Below are 21,712 nucleotides of genomic sequence, written 5' to 3'. Positions count from 1 at the left end.
GCTAGTCTCCTTGGTCAGGCTCGATCTCGCCCCGCCGCGCGCGTTCGGCGGCCAGGCGATGTTTCTTCGTATTGGTCGGGGCCGGCTTCTTCTTCGGCCTGGTGTTCTTGGTGATCTTCGCACTGATCTCCGCGTGCGGTGCAGCCGGCGGCTCCAGTCCGAGATCCCTGCGCATCTTGCGCTCCTCGGCCTTGCCGCGGCGCATGGATTCCGCGATCAACTCGTCGGTCAGCACCAGCCGGGCCTCGCCGATATCCTCCATGGTCAGGAGAACGTCGGCATCGTCGCCGGCCTTGGCATCGTCGCGATGCAGATGCACGCGGTCGCCTTCGACAGCACCGAGCGTGCCGCGGAAGCGCTTCCGCCCCTCATGCGCGACCGCCATCTCGATCTTCACCAGATGTCCGGAATAGCGCTCGAAATCGGAGCGGCGCACCAGCGGGCGGTCGATCCCCGGCGAGGAGATCTCCAGCCGGTAAGCGCGATCGATGGGATCGGCGACGTCGAGCACGGGTGACAATGCCCGCGAGATCGCCTCGCAATCCTCGATCTGCATCGAGCCGTCCGGCCGTTCGGCCATGATCTGCACGGTGCAGCCGGCCTCCCCGGAAATGCGGATCCGCACCAGACGGTAGCCCATACCCTGGAGCACGGGAGCAGCCACCGCGGACACCCGTGCCGCGACGCCCGGCTCGACCACGAGCCGCGGCTCGGCCAACAATTCGGCATCCGTGGAACCAGGGTTCGGCTCGGTCATGTCCAGGGTCGGGGCGCTCGATGGTTAAGGCTTGGTTACGACTTCAAAGCCCGTTTCGGAACTCTCCCGACAGCGCGTCGGGCCGCATCTTTCGCCAAGCCGCGTTCAGGTAATAAAAAAGAGCGGGTCCTTGCGGGCCCACTCTCACTACGCGGATCGTATGAGAAGATGAATTGGCGATGATATAGCGCTTTCCGCCCGCCCGGACAAGGCCCATCGCAGTGGGAACGGGGCCTTTTTGCGCCGATCTGCGGACCCTGCGCAACGCTTCATTCATCAAGCAGGCCTAAATTCCCCGATCGTGGGGCGGCTTGAACCAAGGGCGCACCCGCGGCGTGCCCCGTTCGAGTTGCGTTTTCATGACCGTTGCCACGTCGCTCATTCCTGGATTGGACGATATCGTCAAACGCGGCGATCCGCGGCGACGCGGCGAGATCGCGCGGGCCATCGCCCAGTTGTTCCTCCAGGATGCGGAGAAGCTCCGCCCCGAGTTGATCGATCTCTTCGACAATCTCCTGATCGATCTGGTCCCGCATGCCGAGCTGGCCTCGCGCGTCGATCTGGCCGAGCGCTTTTCGCACCTGAACAACGCGCCGCCGCACCTGGTCAATCAGCTCGCGCGCGAAAACGAGATCATGGTGGCCGGTCCCGTACTGCGCCGCTCGCCCGTGCTCGACGACGCGGCTCTCGTGGAGATCGCGCGCCTGAAAGGCCAGGACCATCTGCTGGCGATGACGGAGCGCCCGGTCTTGTCTCCCGTCGTCACCGACGTGCTGGTCGAGCGCGGCGATCGCGACGTGGTGCGCCGCGCCGCAGGCAATTCCGGTGCGGTGTTCTCGCCGGGCAGCTATTCCGAGATGATCAAGCGCGCGGCGCAGGACGGTGTGCTGACGCTCAAGATCGGCCAGCGCAACGACCTCTCCGGCGAGCACCTGAAACAGCTTCTCGACGGGACGCTCGACGTCATCCGCCGCCGCCTCTCCAGCGTGGTCAATCCCGCGCGAAAGGCCGAGATCAAGCGTGCGATGGCGGCTATCGAGGAAGCCGCGCGCCCGCCGGGCCCGCGCCGCGATTTCTCGGGCGCGCAGCGCACGGTGCTCGCCTTGCATCGAGAGGGCCATCTCGGCGAAAGCGCGTTGCTCGGTTTCGCCAAGGCGCACAAATACGAGGAATCGATCGCCTCGCTCTCGGCGATGTCCGGCGTTCGCCTCTCGATCCTCGACCGTCTGATCGCGGGCGATCGCTACGATCCGCTTCTGATCCTGGGCCGCGTGCTCAATCTCGGCTGGCCCACGGTGCGCGCGCTCATCCTGCTCTGGTATGGTCCGCAACGCACGCCTGCCGACGCCGACATCGAGGCCGCGCGCGTGAACTTCACGCGCTTGATGCCGACGACCGCCGAACGCGTCGTGAATTTCTGGCGCAACCGGCAGACGATTTAAAGAACAGGCTTTGTCGTCACGGCCGGGACAAGCCCGGGCATCACGATTGCGGGTGGATCGCGCCAAAAAATCACACCCGCCTGAACCGCAGATAAGCCGCCTTACGCCCCTCCCGCGCGGCCTTCCGGCCGTAGCGCGTCATGGTGTAGCCCGGCCACGGCTGCCGGAAATCATCGGCGCGTTCGGCGAGCCAGACGAAGTCCTGCGAGCGCGCAAGATGCGACAGCGTCCAGGCGCAGTAATCGTCGATGTCGCAGACGAAGCGGAACTCGCCGCCGCTTCGGAGCACGCGTGCCATCGCGGCGATCGTCCGGTCCTGGACGAATCGCCGCTTCCAGTGTCGCCGCTTCGGCCAGGGATCGGGATGGATCAGGTCGATCCGCGCCAGCGAGCCCTTTGGCAGCCAGGCCAGGAGCTCGGCGGCATCGCCCGCGAACAGGCGGATATTGCCGATGTTGGCGGCCTCCGATCTGCGCGAGGATCTTCGCCATGCCGTTGACATAGGGCTCGCACCCGATGAAGCCGGTGGTCGGGAAGGTCGTCGCCTCGGCCGCAAGATGCTCACCGCCGCCGAAGCCGATCTCGAGCCTGACATCTTGGGCCGCGGGATCGAAGATGTCGCGCGCATCCGCCGGCGCCTCACCGTCGATATCGAGCGCAAGATGCGGCAGCAGCTGCTCGATCAACCCGGCCTGGTGTTGCCTGAGTTTGTGGCCCTTGCGGCGCCCGAAGAAGGCGCGCTCGCTGTCATCGCGATCGGGATCTGATTTGCGTTCGCTCATCGTAGCGTCTGATACAGGCGATGGAGCAGCCGCGCGCGCGGCGCGAGCGACGAGACATAAAGCTGCTCATAATGGGTGTGCGCGCCCTTGCCGTCGACGCCGAGCCCGTCGAGCGTGGCGGTGTGTGCGGCGGTGAAATTGCCGTCCGAGCCGCCGCCTGTGTGCGTGTCGATCAGCTCGAAGCCGATCTCCGTGGCGAGCGTCTTCGCATGCTCGTACAGCGAGGCGCCTGCATTGCTCTTCTCGTAAGGCGGACGATTGAGCTCGCCGGTGACCGTGACGGTGACACCGTCCGTCTTCGATGTCAGCCCGAGAATCTTGCCGACGAACTCGTCTGCGTCCTTGAGGCTCACCACGCGCAGATCGACTTCGGCATAGGACTCCTCCGGCGTGACGTTGGGACGCGTGCCGCCACGCACCACGCCGACATTGACGGTGACGCCGCGTTCGAGATCATTCATCCCTTCGAGCGCCAGGATGATGTTGGCGAGCTCGCGGACGGCGCTGCGGCCGTCTTCCGGCCGAGAGCCGGCATGCGCCGGCACGCCTTTGACGAACACCCGGAAGCGTCCGACGCCCTTGCGTCCGGTGACGATCTTGCCGCCGTCGCGCGCCGGCTCCGTCACCAGCACATATTTGGCCTTGCGCCCTTCCTTCTCAATCAGCGCGCGCGAGGTCGGGCTGCCGATCTCCTCGTCGGAGGTGAACAGGTGCGTGATGCCGAGCGGCGAGCGATCGCCCATTGCGCACAACGCGCCAAACGCGTGATGGGCGATGTAGGCGCCGCCCTTCATGTCGTAGATGCCAGGACCATACGCGACGTCGCCTTCGACCTTGAACGGCAGCCGCTCGATGAATCCGAGAGGATGAACGGTATCGAGGTGGCTCAGCACAAGGATGCCCGGCCGGTCCTGGCCCCAATTCGTGCGCGTCACGAGATGATCGCCGCAGCCATCGACGCCGGCGATGCGCTCGAGCGTGACGGGCAGGTCGCGGTATTGCTCTGCAACCAGAGAGACCAGCTTGTTGACCTGTTCAGGCGCTTCCGTCGGCGTCTCGATTTCCACCCAGCGGCGGATGCCATCGAGGATGGTTTGGGAATCGAACCAATTGGATCCGGTCATGGACGCATCTGTGCCTTTGAATCGCATCATCGAAGCGGGCGCGCGTCAAAGCGCGGTCCCGAATGACGACATAGGCCAGATTTGACGCGGTCTCAAATCGCCATGGAAACGGCGCTTCAGCGCTTGTCGGGGCCTTCGCGAGCCGCAATCTGCTCGACGAGATCCACGATGGAGCGTCGCATCTTCGAATCGGTGATTCGCGTGAACGCCTTGGTCAAGGCGAGCCCTTCGGAGGTCGCGAGAAAGTCCGAGACGTAAGAGGGCGAGGCGCCTTCGCTGAAGCCATCCGGACCCGGCACGCCGCTCGGGCCGCCTTCGAACAGGAAGGACACCGGCACCTGGAGAATCTCGGCGATCTGCTGGATACGGCTCGCGCCGACCCGGTTGGTGCCCTTCTCGTATTTCTGGACCTGCTGGAAAGTCAGGCCCAAAGCTTCACCGAGCTTCTCCTGGCTCATGCCCAACATGATGCGGCGCATGCGCACGCGACTGCCGACATATTTGTCAACAGGGTTGGGCGCTTTCGACATTTCCTCAGCCCTCCAAACATCACCTTCGGCGCAATCATCAAGCATGCCTCGGGTGCAGCATCCGTCAAAACCAAACCCTCTTATTGGGAAACATTGCGGAGAAATTTAGCAACGCACCGCTGTCTTTCGCAGCCGGTGCAGAATGGGGAGCCCGCGTGCAGTCTGTCAACCGTGGGACTACGGTTGTCAAAGGTTTCCGGCCACGCCCATGAGAGGCAATCAGGGATGTCGTTTGGCGACGCGGCGGCGGACGGCCACAATCACGGCGAGCGCGACGAGCATGATTGCTGGTACATCACCCACCCGTGCATAGACGGTCGGCGCGATCGCGGCCGGCAGGTTTGCATCCAGAATGCCTTCGAGGCCGAGGCCGAGGCTCGCGACCGTGCGTCCGACCGGATCGATCACGGCGGAGATGCCGGTATTGGCGGAGCGGACCAGCGGCAATCCGAGCTCGATCGCGCGCATCCGCGACTGCTCCAGATGCTGATAGGGCCCCGTCGAGATGCCGAACCAGCCGTCATTGGTGAGGTTCACGATCCAGCCCGGACGCTCGTTGCGTCCAGCCACTTCGCCGGGAAAGATGGCTTCGTAGCAGATCAGCGGCAGTGCCGGCTGTACGCCGGGGACCGGCAGCGCGTGCCGCACGCTGCCGGCGATGAAGCCGCCGCGCACACGCGTCAGCTGCTCGAAACCGAGCTTCTCCATCAACGCCTGGTAGGGGAGAAATTCTCCGAACGGCACCAAATGCACCTTGTCGTACACAGCGAGCACGCTGCCGTCGTGATCGATCACGTAGATCGAGTTATAGGCGCGCGTGATCGGCGTGCCCCGCGGCAGGTCGGGCGCGCGGACCGACCCCGTGATCAGCACGGTGCCCTTGGGCAGGAGCTCGGCGATTTGCGCCATCGCATCGGCTTCGCGGGTCAGGAAGAACGGAAACGCGGATTCCGGCCAGATCAGGATGGTGGCATCGCGCACGCCGGTCGATTGCGGGCCTGAGGCGCGGTCCGACAGCGCAAGGTACTTCTTCATCACCTCCGCCTTCGCGGCATAGTTGAATTTTGCGTCCTGCTGGAGGTTCGGCTGCATCAGGCGCAGCTTGGCGCCTGAGACCATCGTGGTCGGATGCAGCGTCAGGCGGATTGCGCCGAAGATGCTCATGACGATCAGAAGCGCGACGGCCGCCGCCGGCACGCGCCACGGCAGGCGGCGATCGGGCGTGCGGTCGATCAGCGTCGCTGGGCTCGCGAAGATCGCAACCGTCAGGAACGTCATGCCCCACAGGCCGATCAGCGACGCCGTCTGGGCCAGCGGCAGCGGCTCGGACAGCGCGTAGCCGAACGCGTTCCAGGGAAAGCCGGTCAGTGCGTGACCGCGCAGCCATTCGCTTATGGTCAGGCTCGCCGCAAGCGCAAGCACGCGCGTGGCGTTCTTGGTCCAGAGCAGGCGCGCCAGCGCAAAGCCCAACGCCGTGAAGATCGACAGATAGGCCGGCAGGCCGAGCACGGCGAACGGCGTCAGCCAGGCGAACACGTCGGCGTCGACGAAGAAGGCGTAGCCGATCCAGTAGAGGCCGGGCACGAAATAGCCGAGCCCGAACCAGTAGCCGGTCAACGCGGCGGCGGGGATGCCGCCATATCGGCCGGCCCCGGCGCCGTCGATCAGCCAGACCAGCACCGGGAAGGTGACGAACAGCACCGGGAAGAGGTTGAACGGCGCCAGTGCCAGCACCGACAGCGCCCCGGCTGCCATGGCGATGACGGCACGCTGCCATCCCCAGGTGAGGATGATGGCAAGCGCAATCTGCCGAAGTCGCTGCGATGGACTCACTGCGGGCCGGCCCCGTCGCTCGGTGGCGGCGTGGGCGTGTCGCTGGCCGGCTGTTGTCCGCTCTCCGGCGTCGCTTCACGGCGCCGGCTCTCGCGCTGGGTGCGGGGTGCGGGGCGTTCCTTCCGCGTCGAGATGCGCAGCCGCTTGACACGGCGCGGATCGGCATCGAGCACCTCGATCTCGTAAGTGCCGGGACCCGAGATCACCTCGCCGCGCACCGGCAGGCGCCCGACGAAGCTGACGAGATAGCCGCCCAACGTCTCCACCTCTTCGCCGGCTTCGCCGGTGACGAAGTCCTCGCCGATCACCGAACGGACGTCGTCGAGGCTGGCGCGGGCGTCGGCGATGAAGGCGTTGTCGGGCAGGCGCACGATCGAGGGCGGCTCGTCGCTGTCGTGCTCGTCGTCGATCTCGCCGACGATCTGCTCGACGATGTCCTCGATCGAGACCAACCCGTCGCTGCCGCCATATTCGTCGACGACCAGCGCCAGATGGATGCGCGTGGCCTGCATCTGCGCGAGCAGGTCGATCGCCCGCATCGACGGCGGCACGTAGAGCAGCTTGCGGATGATGTTCGCATCATGAAGCGGCAGCGCGAGATCGACGGCGCGCAGGTCGAGCCCGGCCGGCAGCGGCTTTTTGCGCTTGGTCTTGGTGGTTTCCGACACGCGGGCGCGGGCCGTCATGAAGGCGAGCAGGTCGCGGATGTGGACAATGCCGACGGGATCGTCGAGCGTCTCGTTGAAGACAACGAGGCGGGAATGACCGGCGCTCTCGAAGCGGTCCATCAATTCGCCGAGTGGGATGTCGCGCTTCACTGCGACGATGTCGGCGCGATGCACCATGACGTCCGCGATACGGCGCTCGTGCAGGCCGAGGATGTTGCGCAGCATGGTGCGCTCGACGGCCGAGAAGCCGGTGTCGTCGGGCGTCGTCGCGTCGAGCACGACCCGGAGGTCGTCGCGGACCGATCCCGCCTTCCAGCCGAACAGCGTCCGGATCGCGCGCAGCAGCCAGCTGTCGGCCGCCGGGCGCATCACCTCGCCTTGTGTCACCACGGCCGGCAAATTGGCCGTGTTGCGCGGATTGTCCTGGATCGGATCGGAATCCGGCATCTCAATGCGTCCCCGGGCGGTCGGCATAGGGATCGGGGATGCCGAGATGAGCCAGGATCTCACGTTCGAGCGCTTCCATCTCCTCGGCGTCGCCGTCGTTCTCGTGATCGTAGCCGATCAGGTGCAGGAATCCGTGCACGGCGAGATGGCTCAAATGGTGATCGAACGGTTTTTGTTCCTCGTCGGCCTCGCGCCGCATGGTCTCGTAGGCAATCGCGATGTCGCCGAGCATGCGCGGCGCATCGCCCGGCTTCCACCCGCTCTCCGGCTGGAGCGCGGGGAACGACAGCACGTTGGTCGGCTTGTCGATGCCGCGCCAGTTGCTGTTGAGGGTGCGGATGCCGGCGTCATCGGTCAGCATCACAGCCACTTCCGCGTCGGCAACGTCTTCCTCGACGCTCTCGGCGGCGGCCGCCACCGCGCGCTGGATCACGGCTTCGGAATGAGGCTCGCGCTGCCAGCAATCGGCGACGACGAGGACCTCGGTCATGGGCAGGTTGGAATGGGACATTGTGTTGTCTGGGACGAAAGGCGCCGTGCTCGCGCCTCTGGGGTCCGGTGCTGCCTCGTCAGGATTGACCTTTGGCCGGCCGCTGCGGCGGCCCTTCATAGGCGGCGACGATCCGCGCCACGAGTTCGTGGCGGATCACGTCCTCGGCCTTGAAATGAACCTGGGCGATGCCCTCGACGCCGTTCAGGAGGCGGGTCGCCTCGGCCAGGCCCGAGGTCTGGCCGTTCGGCAGGTCGATCTGCGAGGGGTCGCCCGTCACGATCATGCGGCTGTTCTCGCCGAGACGCGTCAGGAACATCTTCATCTGCATGGACGTGGTGTTCTGGGCCTCGTCCAGGATGATGGCGGCGTTGGTGAGCGTGCGGCCGCGCATGAAGGCGAGCGGCGCGATCTCGATCTCGCCGGTCTGAAGCGCGCGCTCGACGATGCGTGCATCCATGAGGTCGTAGAGCGCATCGTAGATCGGCCGCAGATAAGGATCGACCTTCTCGCGGAGATCGCCGGGTAGGAAGCCGAGCCGCTCGCCGGCTTCCACCGCCGGACGCGACAGGATGATGCGATCGACCTCCTTGCGCTCGAACAGCTGCGCGGCATGGGCGACGGCGAGCCAGGTCTTGCCGGTGCCGGCGGGGCCGACGCCGAACACCAGCTCGTGCCGCTTCAGCGCGCGGATGTAGGAGTCCTGCGCGGCCGTGCGCGCGCGCACCGGGCGCTTGCGCAGGTTGATGCTGTCGAAGGTGGATTTGGCCGATTTGGCGTCGAACTCGAACAGCGAGCCCTGCGCGATCACCGCGCGGATCGCGCCTTCGACCTCGCCCTGGTCAAGATCCTGTCCCTTCACGGCCTGCGTGTAGAGCATCTCCAGCACGCGCCGCGCGGCGTCGCAGCCGTCGCGGCTGCCGCCGATGGTGATGTGATTGCCCTTGGAATCGACGACCACGCCGAGCCGCCGCTCGATCTGCGCCAGATGCTGGCCGTAGGGGCCGACCAGGGCGGAAGCGGCGCGGTTGTCGTCGAAATCGATGACGACCTGGGTCTCGGGCGGAACTTGCATGTCGCGGTCAAATTTGCGGCTGGGAGCGAACGAAGGCGAATCCGATGCGCTTTTGGGCAAGGGTTCAGGCTCCAATGGCTTGCGATAAAGCGGGCTCGCGCGCGTTGCGCGGCGTCACGAGGTCGCCGAGAAAGCTGTAGCGTTCGAGGCTGTCGATGCGGACCGGCAGGATTTGTCCGATGATGTCGGGCGAGGCCATCACATGGGCGGGCTGGAGGTACGCTGTGCGGCCGACGATCTGGCCCTCCTTGCGCGCCGGACGCTCGAACAGCACATCGACCGTTGAGCCAATCAAAGCCTTGTTGAAGGCCGATTGCTGGCTGTCGATCAGTTCCTGGAGCCGCTCCAATCGCTGGTCCATCTCGGCGGGGGACACCGTCTCCTGCATATCCGCGGCCGGCGTTCCCGGCCGGGCGGAGTATTTGAACGAATAAGCCGCAGCGTAGCCGATTTGCGTGACAAGCGCGAGGGTGGCGAGAAAATCTTGCTCGCTCTCGCCGGGGAAGCCGACGATAAAATCTGATGAAAAAGCAATATCTTGGCGGGCGGTGCGGAAACGGTCGATGACGCGCCGGTAATCATCGGCGGTATGTTTGCGGTTCATGGCCGCCAGAATGCGATCCGAGCCCGATTGCACCGGCAGGTGCACGAAGGGCATCAGGGCACCGAGATCGCGATGGGCTGCAATAAGGCTGTCGTCGACCTCGCGGGGATGGCTGGTCGAATAGCGCAGCCGCGCGATGCCGGGAATCTTGGCCAGGCGCTCGAGCAGCCGGCCGAGCGGCCAGGTTTTTCCATCCGGCCCGTCGCCGTGATAGGCGTTGACGTTCTGCCCGATCAGCGTGAGCTCGCGCACGCCGTTATCGGCGAGCCGCTTCACGTCGTCGACGATCTTCGCCACCGGGCGCGAGACTTCGGCGCCGCGCGTGTAAGGCACGACGCAGAAGGTGCAGAACTTGTCGCAGCCTTCCTGCACCGTCACGAACGCGGAAATGCCGCGCGCGCGGATCGCATCGGGCTTCGGCTGGGCCAGGAAGCCGAACTTGTCCGCGGCGGGAAATTCGGTCTCGATCGCGCGGCCTTCGTCGCCGGCGCGTTTCAAGAGCTCAGGCAGATGATGGTAGCTCTGCGGTCCCACCACGACATCGACGACGGGCGCGCGGCGCACGATCTCCTCGCCCTCGGCCTGCGCCACGCAGCCCGCCACCGCGATTTTCATCGCGCGGCCTGCACGCGCGGCCTCGTCCTTGGCGACGCGCAGACGGCCAAGCTCGGAATAGACCTTCTCCGAGGCCTTCTCGCGGATATGGCAGGTGTTGAGGATGACGAGGTCGGCATCTTCCGCGCTCGCCGTCTCCACGAATCCTTCCGGAGCCAGCGTGTCCACCATGCGCTGGGCATCGTAGACATTCATCTGGCAACCATATGATTTGATGTGCAGCTTGCGCGGCGGCGTCATGGAACCCGAAAATGGAGGAGGAGGACGGCCCTCAGATATAGGCTGGAGGGGCGAAAATCCAGCGATTGGGGTCTTGGTCCCGTCATTCCGGGGTGCGACGCAGTCGCGAACCCGGAATCCAGAGGTTTTACTGCGAGATTCCGGGTTCACGCGCGTCGCGCGTGCCCCGGAATGACAGTCCGGGGCAACATCAGCCCGCCACGGCGTCCGCCGCGACCCGCCGGACCAGCTCGGGCAGCTGATGCATGTCGGCAAAGGTCAGGTCGGCGCCAGCCTGGCGCAGGGTCTCGGCGTGGCCGTTGCCGCAATGGCTGCCGCCGCAGAAGCCGAACACGGTCATCCCCGCCGCCTGGGCGCCGGCGATGCCGGCCAGGCTGTCCTCGATCACGACGCAGCGCTCGGGCGGTACGCCCATTTGGCTCGCCGCGAACAGGAACAGGTCCGGCGCCGGCTTGCCGTTCTTCACCTGCGAGGCCGAGAAGATGTTCGGCGCGAGGCGCTCGTACAGCCCGGTGCTCCCGAGGCTCACGCGCATGCGCGGATGCGAGCCGCTGGAGGCGACACAGACGGCCTGCGTGACGACATCCAGCACGTCGTGGATGCCGCGGATCGCTTCGAGGTCGGCTTCGAATGCGCGAAACAGCTCGTCCTGAAGATCGCCGTGATAGGCCTCGGGCAGCTTGCGCCCGAGCTCGGTCTCGATCTCCAGATTGGCCTGTTTTGTCGAGCGGCCGAGGAAGCGCGCGAACACCTGCTCCGACGTGATCGGATAGCCGTGCCGCGTCAGCACGTCCGCATGCGCCCGGCAGGAGATCACCTCGCTGTCCACCAGCACGCCGTCGCAATCGAAGATGATGAGATCTATCGGCACTAAACTCAATTCGTCGGCTTGTCGTCGTCGAGCGGGACGCAATAGAGCTCGAGCCGGTGGTCGACCAGCCGATAGCCGAGCTTGCGGGCGATCTCCGCCTGCAGCTTCTCGATCTCCTCCGAGGTGAACTCGATCACCTTGCCGTCGCGCAGATTGATGAGGTGGTCGTGATGGCTGTCGCGCATCTGCTCGTAGCGCGCGCGACCCTCGCGGAAATCGTGGCGTTCGATGATGCCGGCATCCTCGAACAGTTTCACGGTGCGATAGACCGTCGAGATCGAGATCTTGTCATCGACCGCGACGCAGCGCCGGTACAGTTCCTCGACATCGGGATGATCGATCGCTTCCGCGAGCACGCGGGCGATGACACGGCGCTGCTCGGTCATGCGCATGCCCGTTGCGGCGCAGCGCGCCTCGATATCGGACGCCTTGGATGCAGAAGAATGTTTCAGTGTGGTCATAGCGTTGTCTGCCTGGCGGGCGCTTTCTGCCACCGATGTTACGACAAGTCACGTCGCATCAGAAGGGCGTTCAATTGTTCCCCGTTGGGCTGCTTATAGTAGCGATCGCGGCGCCCGACCACCACGAATCCGGTCCGATCGTAGAGCCGCCGCGCCGGCTGGTTATTTTCCTCCACCTCGAGAAATATCGTGCGCACGCCGCGCCCGGCGAGGTGGCCGAGATGGGTCATCAGCAGCGTGCGGGAGAGGCCGCGGCCGCGATAAGCCCCGTCCACCGCAATCGAGAGAATTTCCGCCTCGTCGGCGCCGATCCGCGACACCGCAAAGCCGATCGTCTTGCGGCCGAGACGCAAGCGATGCACCAGCGTGTTGCGCTCGCTGATCATGCTCTCGAACTCGCCCTCGCCCCAGCCGCGCGCGAAGGAGGCGCCGTGCAGCTGCGCGAGCCGCGCGGCATCGCGCAAGGTCGCGGGCTCGACGACGGCACTGCCGCCGCGCCACCACTCCGACAGCCATCCCATCATGAGGTTGCGGCTTGCGCTGCGAGCGGCTTCTGCGCCGCCGGCTTTGCATCGGGCGCCTTCAGATAGAACGGCCGCGCCGGCGTGGTGTCGGGATTGGCCGCCGCACCGAGCCAGGCGATCCAGCCGATATCGGGCGCGGGCTGCGCGTCGACTGCAACAGGTCGCGGTCCATCCTTCGGCCAGCGATCGGCGAGGATCTTTGCGGCGTTGCCGACCAGATGCGGCGCGCCGAATTGCGAGGCCGTGATCGCCTCGTCGATGCTGGCGACCTTAGGTCGCACCAGCTGGCTGCCGTCGCCGGCGACAATCTGGAAATAGACGTGATCGTGCCGCGCATCGATTGCGGAGAGCACGGGCGCCGCTCCGCTCTGGCCCACGACGGGGGCGGCATAGGCCGACAAGGTAGTCAGGCCGACGGCCGGCCGCTCGGCCGCGAGCGCAAGGCCGCGCGCCGCCGAAATGCCGACGCGCAGGCCCGTGAAGCTTCCGGGACCGACGGTGACGGCGATGCGATCGAGCGCAGTGAAGGCGAGATCGGCCGATTGCATCACCCGCGCGACCATCGGCATCAGAGCCTCGGCGTGGCCGCGCTTCATGAGCAGCTGCTCCTGTGCAAGGAGCTCGGCCGATTCGGTGTCGAGCACGGCCACGGAGCAGGCGTCGAGCGCAGTATCGATGGCGAGGATCAGCATGAAAAAGCAAATGGCGAGTGGCGAATGGCGAACAGTCTAGCCGATCGGAGTTCCATTCGCCATTCGCTACTCGCCATTCGCGCTCTAATCACATCGGCCGGACTTCGACCACGTCGGGCACGAAGTGCTTGAGCAGATTCTGGATGCCGTGCTGGAGCGTCGCCGTCGATGACGGGCAGCCGGAGCAGGCGCCTTTCATGTTGAGATAGACGATGCCGTCCTTGAAGCCGCGGAAGGTGATGTCGCCGCCGTCGTTGGCGACCGCCGGCCGCACCCGGGTCTCGATCAGGTCCTTGATCATGTCGACCGTCTCAGCGTCGGCCTCGTCGAAGAACTCGTCCTCGTCGTCGAGATCGGCGTCGCCTTGCGCCGTGCCGTCGGCAAGCAGCGGCGCGCCCGACATATAGTGCTCCATGATGGCACCCAGGATCGCGGGCTTGAGCTGCTGCCATTCACCGCTCGCCTTGGTCACGGTGATGAAGTCCGATCCGTAGAACACGCCGGTGACGCCGGGCACGTCGAACAGCTTTTCGGCGAGCGGCGAACGACCTGCGGCTTCGCGGCTCGAAAACTCCACGGGGCTGCCGTCGACCACAACGCGGCCGGGAATGAACTTCAGCGTGGCGGGATTGGGGGTGGCTTCGGTTTGAATGAACATGGTTCTCTCCAGACGTCGCCGGTTCAAGGCCGGCGCGTGCCTATCCCCTAGCAGATGGCGACGGGGAACGCACGATCAAGGGCAGGTGGGTTATTAGCACATAGAAATCAGGGAGTTGGCCCTCCCTGGAGGGTGAGCGGCAGCGCAGCTACGACAGCGAATCCACGCTTTGGTCGCTCAACGCGCCCGAGATGATGGTCACCGGCACCGGGAACGTGCCCAGCTCGTGCGTCAGCAGTGCAACCAGCGGCCCCGGCCCTTCCGCTCCGGGACTGGCGGCGAGCACCAGCATCGCGATGTCGGGGTCCTCATCGATCACCGCGAGCAGCTGTTCCATCGGTGCGCCCTCCCGGATCACCCGCTCCGGCGTGATTGCGGCGATGCCGTTGGCCCGGCCGGCGGCGCGGTCGAGCGCTGCCTCCGCCGATTCATGCGCCTCGGCGCGCATGATGTCGGCGACGCCAAGCCATTCCTGACTCTGCTGCTCGGGCTCGATGATGCGCAGCATCACCACGCCGCCGCCGGCGCGGATCGCCCAGCGGCTGGCATAATAGACCGCGCGATCCCATTCAGCGGTGTCGTCGACGACGACGAGGCATTTGGGCTTGTGACCCGGCTCGAAGCAAAGTCGCTTGCTGGTCATGCATGTCCCGGCGAGTGCATGGCCGCATGCTGCCACACTCCCTCCCGCTTGGGGAGAGGAGACGCGATCGGCGCCTGGCGCCGACCGCTTTAGCGCCGGCGGATGAAGCCGACGATGTCCTTGGAGAGCTTCATCGTCTCGTCGGCGATGGCACGGGCCCGGTCGGAGCCGTCGATGAGGATCGCGTCGATATGGCCGGGGTCGGCGACAAGGCGCTTCATCTCGCCGGCGATCGGCGCGAGCTTGGTGACGCACAGCTCCGCCAGCGCGTTCTTGAAGCTGGAGAACTGGCCGCCGCCGAACTCGCGGAGCACCTCGGCCTTGGAGCGGCCGGAGAGCGCGGCGAAGATGCCGACGAGATTGTCGGCCTCGGGGCGGGCTTCCAGGCCCTTTTCCTCCGTCGGCAGCGGCTCCGGATCGGTCTTCGCCTTGCGGATCTTCTGCGCGATGGTGTCGGCGTCGTCGGTGAGGTTGATGCGCGAATTGTCGGAGGCATCCGACTTCGACATCTTCTTGGTGCCGTCGCGCAGACTCATCACGCGCGTCGCCGGGCCCGTGATCAGGGGTTCCGGCAGCGGGAAGAACAGGCCGTCATTGTTTCCTTGCGCGCGAATGGAATCGCCGAAATCGTTGTTGAACTTCTGCGCGATGTCGCGCGAGAGCTCGAGATGCTGCTTCTGGTCCTCGCCCACCGGAACATGGGTGGCGCGGTACAGCAGGATGTCGGCGGCCATCAGCACGGGGTAGTCGAACAAGCCAACGGACGCGTTTTCGCGGTCCTTGCCGGCTTTCTCCTTGAACTGGGTCATGCGGCCGAGCCAGCCCATGCGGGCCACGCAGTTGAAGATCCAGGCGAGCTCGGCATGGCCCGAGACCTGGCTCTGGTTGAACACGATGTGCTTCTTGGGATCGATGCCGGCTGCGATGAAGGCCGCAGTCACCTCCCGGGTGTTGCGCGTGAGCTCGGCCGGGCCGCCCCAGACGTCGACGCCCTGCGTGATCGCGTGCATGTCGACGACGCAATAGATGCAGTTGTGGGTTTCCTGCATCTTCACGAAGTTGACGATCGCGCCGAGATAATTGCCGAGGTGCAGATTGCCCGTCGGCTGGACGCCCGAAAAGACCCGTTCAACGAATGGCATGGTTAGTTTTCCTGGCAAGCCTTCCTGAAGCTATTCGGCCGTCGTTTCCAACAGCGGCGCTGCCCCGTCAAGGGCAATTCCACCTCTCTCATCGGGAGAGGTCGCGCCGAAGGCGCGGGTGAGGGGGTGGGCTCCATCGAGGGAGCTAGTCCCTCCCCCGATTTGCTGCGCAAATCGACCTCTCCCGACGGGAGAGGTGAAGAGCCGTTGGCGCGCACTCTAATGAGCGGGCCCTTTCAACGCGTGAACCGCTTCGCGCCAGGACGCCGCTCCGAGGATCTGCAGCAGCAGGCCGTAGACAGCGATTCCGGCCGCGATCTGCGCGCCGAGCACGATGAAATCGATGATGCCATGGGCTCCGGCCGGCACAAGGCCTGCAGTCAGCCAGAGCAGAGTGCCCATGGCAGCGGCGGCGAGCGCGATCCGCGGCAGCCGCTTGCGGGCGCTCGCATCGACCGAGAAGCCGAACTCGCTCGTGCCCTTGCGGAGCAGCGAGAGCGCGCTGCTCCAGGCGCCGGCCGCGATGCTGGCGGCGATTCCGCTCGTGCCGACGAGGTGGCCGAGCAGGAGGGCAAGCGCGACTGCGACCACAAAGCCTTTGGCCGTGGCCAGCAGCGGCGTCATCGTGTCGCTCCGGGCATAAAAGGCCGGCGATAGCGCCTTGATCAGCACATGCGCCGGCAGTCCCAGCGCCAGCCACATCAACGCATGCGCAGTGGCCGCGCTGTCGCCCGCGCCGAACGCACCATGCTCGAACAGCAGCCGCACGATCGGCTCGGCCAGCACGACCAGGCCGAGCGTCGCGGGCAGTGCCAGCCCGGCCGCAAGCTCCAGCGCGCGCGATTCGGCATGCGCCACGGCGTCGCGATCGCCGCTGCTCACGGCGCGCGTCAGCTCCGGCACGAGCACCGTGCCCATGGCGACGCCGACGATGCCGAGCGGCAGCTCGATCAAGCGGTTGGCGAAATAGAGCCAGGATACGGCGGATGGTGTTGCCGAGGCGATGATCGCGCCCGCGACCATCAGCCATTGCGGGCCCGAGCTTGCGAGCATGCCGGGGATCGCCTTGGCGAAGAAGCCGCGCATCTCCTTGTCGAAACTTGCGCGCAGCGGCGCCGCAAGTTGCGCGCTTCGTTGCGACAGCAGCATCAGAAGTTGCAGCAGGCCGGCGATGCCGACGGTGGCCGCCAACATCCACGCAGCGAAACTGGCGTCAGCATGCCAGGCGAGCAGCACCGCGATCGCGGCGATCAGCGCGATGTTGAACAACAGGGGCGAGAACGCCGTCAGCGCGAAGCGGCCCTGCGCATTGAGCAGTCCCATCAGCACGGTGACGGGACCGGCAAAGGCGAGGTAAGGCAGCATCAGCCGCGCACTCTCGACCGCGCGATCGAGCGTGCCGCTCCCAAGGAAGCCCGGTGCGACGACCGTGATGACCAGCGGCATCAGCAACGCGAGCAGGATCGACATCGCGATCAGGGCCGCGCTGACCGTGCCGAGCACGCGCCCGGCGAACGCCGCTGCGGCTGCCGCCCCGTCGCGATCTCTGATGCGCAGCCAGGCCGGGATCAGCGCCGCGTTCAGCGCGCCCTCGCTGAGCAGCCGGCGCACCACGTTGACGAGCTGAAACGCCGCGAGAAACGCATCCGCCACGGCGCCGGTGCCGAGCAGCGCCGCAATCATTGAATCGCGGGCAAAACCCAGCAGCCGCGAGGCCAGCGTTCCCGTCGAGACGGTGAGGAAGGAGCGGATCATCGGCCCTTTATCATACCGTTGCTTGCCCGCGCCGGCCCGGTCATGATAGGCCGCGAGCTTGGATTTCAGGCCGACAGGAAGCGGATTTCCGTAAGGATCGCAATCCGGCAAACAGGATCAAGGTGAATGGCTGACGTGAAATATGACGTTCTCGGCATCGGTAACGCGCTGTTCGACGTGCTGGTCAGGACCGACGAGGCCTTTCTGGCCAAGCATGGCATGGCCAAGGGCAGCATGTCGCTGATCGACGAGGCTCGCGCGGCCGCCATCTACAAGGACATGGGTCCGGCGACGGAAGTCTCGGGCGGCTCGGCCGCCAACACCATCGTCGGCATCGGCAGCCTGGGGGCACGCGCCGCCTATGTCGGCAAGGTCAAGGACGACCAGATCGGCAACCTCTATGTGCATGACATCCGCGCCGCCGGCGTCGCCTTCAACACGCCCGCCGCCAAGGACGGCCCCGCCACGGGCTGCTCCTACATCCTGGTCACCGGCGACGGCGAGCGCACCATGAACACCTATCTCGGCGCGGCGCAGGACCTGTCGCCCGCCGATATCGACCCGGCCGAAATCGCGAGTGCCGGAATCGTCTATCTCGAGGGCTATCTCTGGGACCCCAAGAACGCCAAGGATGCCTTCGTCAAGGCGGCCAAGATCGCCCATGACGCCAGGCGCAAGGTGGCGCTGACGCTGTCGGATTCCTTCTGCGTCGACCGCTATCGCGACGAGTTTCTCTCGTTGATGCGGGGCGGCACCGTCGACATCGTCTTCGCCAACGAATCCGAGCTGCATTCGCTCTACATGACCTCGGACTTCGACACCGCGCTGAAGCAGCTGCGCAACGACGTCAATCTCGGCGTCGTCACCCGCAGCGAGAAGGGCTGCATGGTGGTGTCGGTGGAAGACGCCGTTGCCGCGCCGGCATTCCCGGTCGACAAGGTGGTCGACACCACGGGCGCCGGCGATCTCTTCGCTGCCGGCTTTCTCTATGGCCTGGCGCGCAATCTTGCGTACAAGCAGTGCGGCGAGCTCGGCGCGCTCGCGGCCGCCGAGGTGATTCAGCACATCGGTGCGCGTCCGCAGGTGTCGCTCAAGGAGCTGGCGCAGCAGCGCGGGCTGACCGCGTAGAGCGCGCGACTCTCTCCTCGTCATTGCGAGCGAAGCGAAGCAATCCAGTCTGTTTCCGCAGAGACAGCCCGGATTGCTTCGTCGCAAGAACCTCGCAATGACGGCGAGACTCACGCTGTCTGCGCCGCCTTCAATCCCAGCCGCTGCTCCACCGCGTCGCGCATCACGAATTTCTGGATCTTTCCCGTCACGGTCATCGGGAATTCATCGACGAACTCGACATAGCGCGGGATCTTGTTGTGGGCGATCTGGCCGTCGCAGAAGGCGCGGACCTCCTCGGCCGTCAGCATTTCGCCCGGCCTGACGCGAATCCAGGCGCAGAGCTCCTCGCCGTACCGGGGGTCTGCGACGCCAAAAATCTGCACATCCTGGATCTTGGGGTGACGGTACAGAAACTCCTCGATCTCGCGCGGGTAGAGATTCTCGCCGCCGCGGATCACCAGATCCTTGATGCGGCCGACGATGTTGCAATAACCCTCGTCGTCGATGGTGGCGAGGTCGCCGGTATGCATCCAGCCATTGGCGTCGAGCACGTCGGCCGTCTTTTCCTTCTCCTCCCAATAGCCCAGCATGACGCTGTAGCCGCGGGTGCAGAGTTCGCCGCGTTCGCCGCGCTTGACGATCTTGCCTTCGAGATCGACGACCTTCACCTCGACATGCGGGTGAATGCGGCCGACCGTGGAGACGCGCCGCTCGAGCGGATCGTCGGTTGCGCTCTGGAAGCTGACCGGGCTGGTCTCGGTCATGCCATAGGCGATGGTGACCTCGCGCATGTTCATCTCGGTGTTGACGCGCTTCATCACCTCGATCGGGCAGGGCGCGCCGGCCATGATGCCGGTGCGCAGCGATTTCAAATCGAACGTCTTGAACTCGGGGTGATCGAGCTCGGCGATGAACATGGTCGGCACGCCGTAGAGCGCGCTGCATTTCTCCTGCTCGACGGCACGCAGCGTCGCGAGCGGATCAAAACCCTCGCCCGGGTAGACCATGGTGGTGCCGAGCGTGACCGAGGCAAGGTTGCCCATCACCATGCCGAAGCAATGATAGAGCGGCACCGGAATGCAGATGCGGTCCTGCTCCGTCAGGCGCATCGCGCGTCCCGTGAAATAGCCGTTGTTGAGGATGTTGTGGTGGGTCAGCGTCACGCCTTTCGGCGATCCCGTGGTGCCGCTGGTGAACTGGATATTGACGGGGTCGTCGAATTGCAGGGCGGCGCCGAGCGCGGCAAGCTGCTCGCGATGCTGTGCCTGGCCCATGCGCGCGACCTCCTCGAACGCGACAGTGCCTGAGGCCGCCGGGCCGCTGATCTGGATCACCATCCGCAAGGCCGGCAATCGCGCCGCCTGCAACTGCCCGGGCCTGGCGTCCGCCAGCTCCGGCAGCAGCGTGTTGAGCATCTCCATGTAATTGCTGGTCTTGAACGCGGTGGCGGTGACGATGGCCGCGCAGCCGACCTTTTTCAGCGCGAATTCCAGCTCGCTGAGCCGGTAGGCCGGATTGATCGTCACCAGGATCAGGCCGGCCTTGGCGGCGGCGAACTGGGTCAGCGTCCATTCCGGCCGGTTCAACGACCAAATGCCGATCCGCTCCCCGCGTGCGAGCCCGAGCGCGAGAAAGCCCGCGGCGAGTGCATCGACCCGTTCGGCGAATTCTTTCCAGGTCCATCTGACGCCGTGGCTGGGCGAAACCAGCGCCTCGCGATCGCCCCAGCGGCGCACAGCCCGGTCGAGGCTGCGGCCGATGGTGTCGCCGAGCAGCGGCGCGTCCGAGATACCGCAAACGTAACTATCCGCTTTATCAGCCAAATTGTCAGCCAAGTCGAAATCCTCTCGTCAAAACACCCAGCATAGTCTCTCGGTCGTCATGCCCGGGCTCGACCCGGGCATCCACGTCTTTGTGCCCTGCGGCTGCACGTGGATGGGCGGGTCTTCGCCGCGCCGAAGCGGCTTCGGCCGCGCAGGCATGACGATCCCGGCCATGACGGGTTGGTGAGAGCCGCGCCTTCAGGCCGCCTTCTGCCCGCTTCCAGCCGCATCCAGCCCGGCATAAACGCCGCGCTCGAATCCCGCGAACGCCTCCAGGCATTTCGCATCGGCGAACGGCAACAGCTGCATCAGGATCACGCCGGTGACGTCGCGGGCCGGGTCGATCCAGTAATAGGTGTTGGCGAGGCCCGCCCAGGCGAGACTCCCGGCGCTGCGTCCTTCCGCGGTCTTGGCGGTGTTGATCATGAAGCTGAGGCCCCACTTCTTCACCTGTTCCGGATAGAGGTCGACGTCGTTGGTGTACATCGGCGCCGCCGTCGTCATCTTGCCCATGGCGAGATCGCCGATGTGGTTCTGCCCCATCGTCGCAACGGTCTCGGCCTTCAGCACCTGGTTGCCGTTGCCGCGGCCCCTGTTGAGGATCATCTGAGTGAACTTGATGTAGTCGGCCGCGGTCGAGTAGAGGCCGCCGCCGCCCATGTGGAATTCCGGCTCCTGCTCGAGCTCGAACGGGATGGCAGCCAGCTGGCCGTCCTCGCCGCGCGCGTGCATGCCGACCAGGCGCTTGCGCATGTCGTCGGCGATCTTGAAGGCCGTGTCGTTCATGCCGAGCGGGCTGAACAGATTGTCGCGCAGGTAAGCATCCAACCGCTTGCCGCTGACGGCTTCCACGGCCTTGCCGACGAAATCGATATTGGTGCCGTATTCCCAGCGCGTGCCGGGGTCGGTCATGATCGGGGTCTTCAGTGCCGCATTCTGGCAGGTGGTGATGGCGGGGATGCCGTTCTTGTCCAGATAGACCGCGAGATCGCCGTTCCACATATTGTAGCAGAATCCGGCGGTGTGGGTCATGAGCTGGCGCAGCGTGATAGGTCCCTTCGCCGGGCGCAGCTTCGCCTCGCCGTTGGCATCGAAGCCTTCCAGCACCTGCGGATTGGCGAGATCGGGAAGGACGTCGCCGATCGGCGCATCCAGCGACAGCTTGCCCTGCTCGACCAGCTGCATTGCGCCCGCTGACGTCACCGCCTTCGTCATCGAGGCAATCCAGAACACGCTGTCATCGGTCATCGCGTCGGGCTTGGACAGGTCGCGTTTGCCGAACGCGCCCTGATACAGCACGTCGTTACCGCTCGCGGCGATCGCGACGACGCCCGGAATCTCCTTGGCCTCGCTCTTCTGACGCAGAATCTCATCGATCTGTGCTTTGCTTTGCATGGCGTTTCCTCGGGTTTGATTATTGTTGGAA

Annotated in this window: 20 protein-coding genes and 1 pseudogene; 2 read left to right on the top strand and 19 right to left on the bottom strand. The window is 65.5% G+C overall.

Annotation, left to right across the window (positions count from 1 at the left end):
• Position 1: 1 nt before the first annotated feature.
• Positions 2 to 757 carry a ribosome maturation factor RimP gene (rimP, locus tag ABIG06_RS11680; protein ID WP_370136534.1) on the bottom strand — a complete coding sequence of 252 codons (756 nt, stop codon included), beginning with the start codon at positions 755 to 757 and terminating at the stop codon, positions 2 to 4.
• A gap of 359 nt (positions 758 to 1,116) precedes the next feature.
• Here rimP and ABIG06_RS11675 point away from each other — a divergent pair, with 359 nt between their 5' ends.
• Entirely contained in the window at positions 1,117 to 2,199 is a 1,083-nt protein-coding gene (locus ABIG06_RS11675; RefSeq protein ID WP_124162445.1) for a DUF2336 domain-containing protein, read from the top strand.
• 70 nt (positions 2,200 to 2,269) lie between these two features.
• On the opposite strand, the pseudogene trmB reads toward ABIG06_RS11675, so the two are convergent.
• From trmB to murJ, 16 genes and pseudogenes are all read right to left on the bottom strand, one after another.
• A pseudogene (gene trmB, locus ABIG06_RS11670) lies at positions 2,270 to 2,981 on the bottom strand (tRNA (guanosine(46)-N7)-methyltransferase TrmB).
• A complete protein-coding gene (locus ABIG06_RS11665) occupies positions 2,978 to 4,135 on the bottom strand; it encodes a M20 family metallopeptidase (RefSeq protein WP_370136530.1) in 1,158 nt (385 codons plus the stop codon). The pseudogene trmB and the gene ABIG06_RS11665 overlap by 4 nt, the downstream one beginning before the upstream one ends.
• An 86-nt stretch (positions 4,136 to 4,221) precedes the next feature.
• A complete protein-coding gene (locus ABIG06_RS11660; protein ID WP_007603895.1) occupies positions 4,222 to 4,635 on the bottom strand; it encodes a helix-turn-helix domain-containing protein in 414 nt (137 codons plus the stop codon).
• A gap of 219 nt (positions 4,636 to 4,854) precedes the next feature.
• Positions 4,855 to 6,468, bottom strand: a complete 1,614-nt coding sequence (gene lnt / locus ABIG06_RS11655; RefSeq protein WP_370136529.1) for an apolipoprotein N-acyltransferase — start codon at positions 6,466 to 6,468, stop codon at positions 4,855 to 4,857.
• The gene (locus tag ABIG06_RS11650) at positions 6,465 to 7,583 is read right to left on the bottom strand and encodes a hemolysin family protein (RefSeq protein WP_245454603.1); all 1,119 of its coding nucleotides are present in this window, start codon (positions 7,581 to 7,583) and stop codon (positions 6,465 to 6,467) included. Before ABIG06_RS11650 ends, lnt begins: the two co-directional genes overlap by 4 nt.
• Position 7,584: 1 nt before the next feature.
• Complete coding sequence (gene ybeY / locus ABIG06_RS11645; protein WP_124162450.1) at positions 7,585 to 8,094, bottom strand: rRNA maturation RNase YbeY; 510 nt, start codon at positions 8,092 to 8,094, stop codon at positions 7,585 to 7,587.
• 58 nt (positions 8,095 to 8,152) lie between these two features.
• The gene (locus ABIG06_RS11640; RefSeq protein ID WP_124162451.1) at positions 8,153 to 9,148 is read right to left on the bottom strand and encodes a PhoH family protein; all 996 of its coding nucleotides are present in this window, start codon (positions 9,146 to 9,148) and stop codon (positions 8,153 to 8,155) included.
• Positions 9,149 to 9,212: 64 nt separating this feature from the next.
• On the bottom strand, positions 9,213 to 10,607 hold the full coding sequence (miaB, locus tag ABIG06_RS11635) for a tRNA (N6-isopentenyl adenosine(37)-C2)-methylthiotransferase MiaB (protein ID WP_424578281.1): 1,395 nt from the start codon (positions 10,605 to 10,607) through the stop codon (positions 9,213 to 9,215).
• 190 nt (positions 10,608 to 10,797) lie between these two features.
• On the bottom strand, positions 10,798 to 11,478 hold the full coding sequence (locus tag ABIG06_RS11630) for an HAD family hydrolase (RefSeq protein ID WP_124162453.1): 681 nt from the start codon (positions 11,476 to 11,478) through the stop codon (positions 10,798 to 10,800).
• 5 nt (positions 11,479 to 11,483) lie between these two features.
• Positions 11,484 to 11,939 (bottom strand): Fur family transcriptional regulator, encoded by a 456-nt coding sequence (locus tag ABIG06_RS11625; RefSeq protein WP_124162454.1) that lies wholly within the window; start codon positions 11,937 to 11,939, stop codon positions 11,484 to 11,486.
• 38 nt (positions 11,940 to 11,977) lie between these two features.
• A complete protein-coding gene (gene rimI / locus ABIG06_RS11620) occupies positions 11,978 to 12,463 on the bottom strand; it encodes a ribosomal protein S18-alanine N-acetyltransferase (RefSeq protein ID WP_370136525.1) in 486 nt (161 codons plus the stop codon).
• Complete coding sequence (gene tsaB / locus ABIG06_RS11615) at positions 12,460 to 13,155, bottom strand: tRNA (adenosine(37)-N6)-threonylcarbamoyltransferase complex dimerization subunit type 1 TsaB (protein ID WP_370136524.1); 696 nt, start codon at positions 13,153 to 13,155, stop codon at positions 12,460 to 12,462. Before tsaB ends, rimI begins: the two co-directional genes overlap by 4 nt.
• Positions 13,156 to 13,243: 88 nt before the next feature.
• Positions 13,244 to 13,813 (bottom strand): NifU family protein, encoded by a 570-nt coding sequence (locus ABIG06_RS11610; RefSeq protein ID WP_124162457.1) that lies wholly within the window; start codon positions 13,811 to 13,813, stop codon positions 13,244 to 13,246.
• Between the two features lie 148 nt (positions 13,814 to 13,961).
• Positions 13,962 to 14,456, bottom strand: coding sequence for a universal stress protein (locus ABIG06_RS11605; protein WP_124162458.1), 495 nt, complete (start codon positions 14,454 to 14,456; stop codon positions 13,962 to 13,964).
• An 89-nt stretch (positions 14,457 to 14,545) separates the two neighbouring features.
• Positions 14,546 to 15,598 carry a tryptophan--tRNA ligase gene (gene trpS / locus ABIG06_RS11600; protein WP_124162459.1) on the bottom strand — a complete coding sequence of 351 codons (1,053 nt, stop codon included), beginning with the start codon at positions 15,596 to 15,598 and terminating at the stop codon, positions 14,546 to 14,548.
• 219 nt (positions 15,599 to 15,817) lie between these two features.
• Positions 15,818 to 17,353: a murein biosynthesis integral membrane protein MurJ gene (murJ, locus tag ABIG06_RS11595; protein WP_370136522.1), complete on the bottom strand. Its 1,536-nt coding sequence runs from the start codon at positions 17,351 to 17,353 to the stop codon at positions 15,818 to 15,820.
• A 126-nt stretch (positions 17,354 to 17,479) separates the two neighbouring features.
• On the opposite strand from murJ, the gene ABIG06_RS11590 reads away from it, so the two are divergent.
• Positions 17,480 to 18,481: an adenosine kinase gene (locus tag ABIG06_RS11590; protein ID WP_124162461.1), complete on the top strand. Its 1,002-nt coding sequence runs from the start codon at positions 17,480 to 17,482 to the stop codon at positions 18,479 to 18,481.
• A 110-nt stretch (positions 18,482 to 18,591) separates the two neighbouring features.
• Here the strand turns inward: ABIG06_RS11590 and ABIG06_RS11585 are convergent, their stop codons facing one another.
• The gene (locus ABIG06_RS11585) at positions 18,592 to 20,286 is read right to left on the bottom strand and encodes an AMP-binding protein (protein WP_124162483.1); all 1,695 of its coding nucleotides are present in this window, start codon (positions 20,284 to 20,286) and stop codon (positions 18,592 to 18,594) included.
• A gap of 198 nt (positions 20,287 to 20,484) precedes the next feature.
• Complete coding sequence (locus ABIG06_RS11580; RefSeq protein ID WP_124162462.1) at positions 20,485 to 21,681, bottom strand: serine hydrolase domain-containing protein; 1,197 nt, start codon at positions 21,679 to 21,681, stop codon at positions 20,485 to 20,487.
• Between the last annotated feature and the right edge of the window lie 31 nt (positions 21,682 to 21,712).

This window comes from Bradyrhizobium sp. USDA 326 (assembly GCF_049739485.1).
In the GTDB taxonomy this organism is placed as follows: domain Bacteria; phylum Pseudomonadota; class Alphaproteobacteria; order Rhizobiales; family Xanthobacteraceae; genus Bradyrhizobium.
Note: the sequence above shows the minus strand (reverse complement) of the source record. Positions and strands in the feature narration are given on the sequence as shown.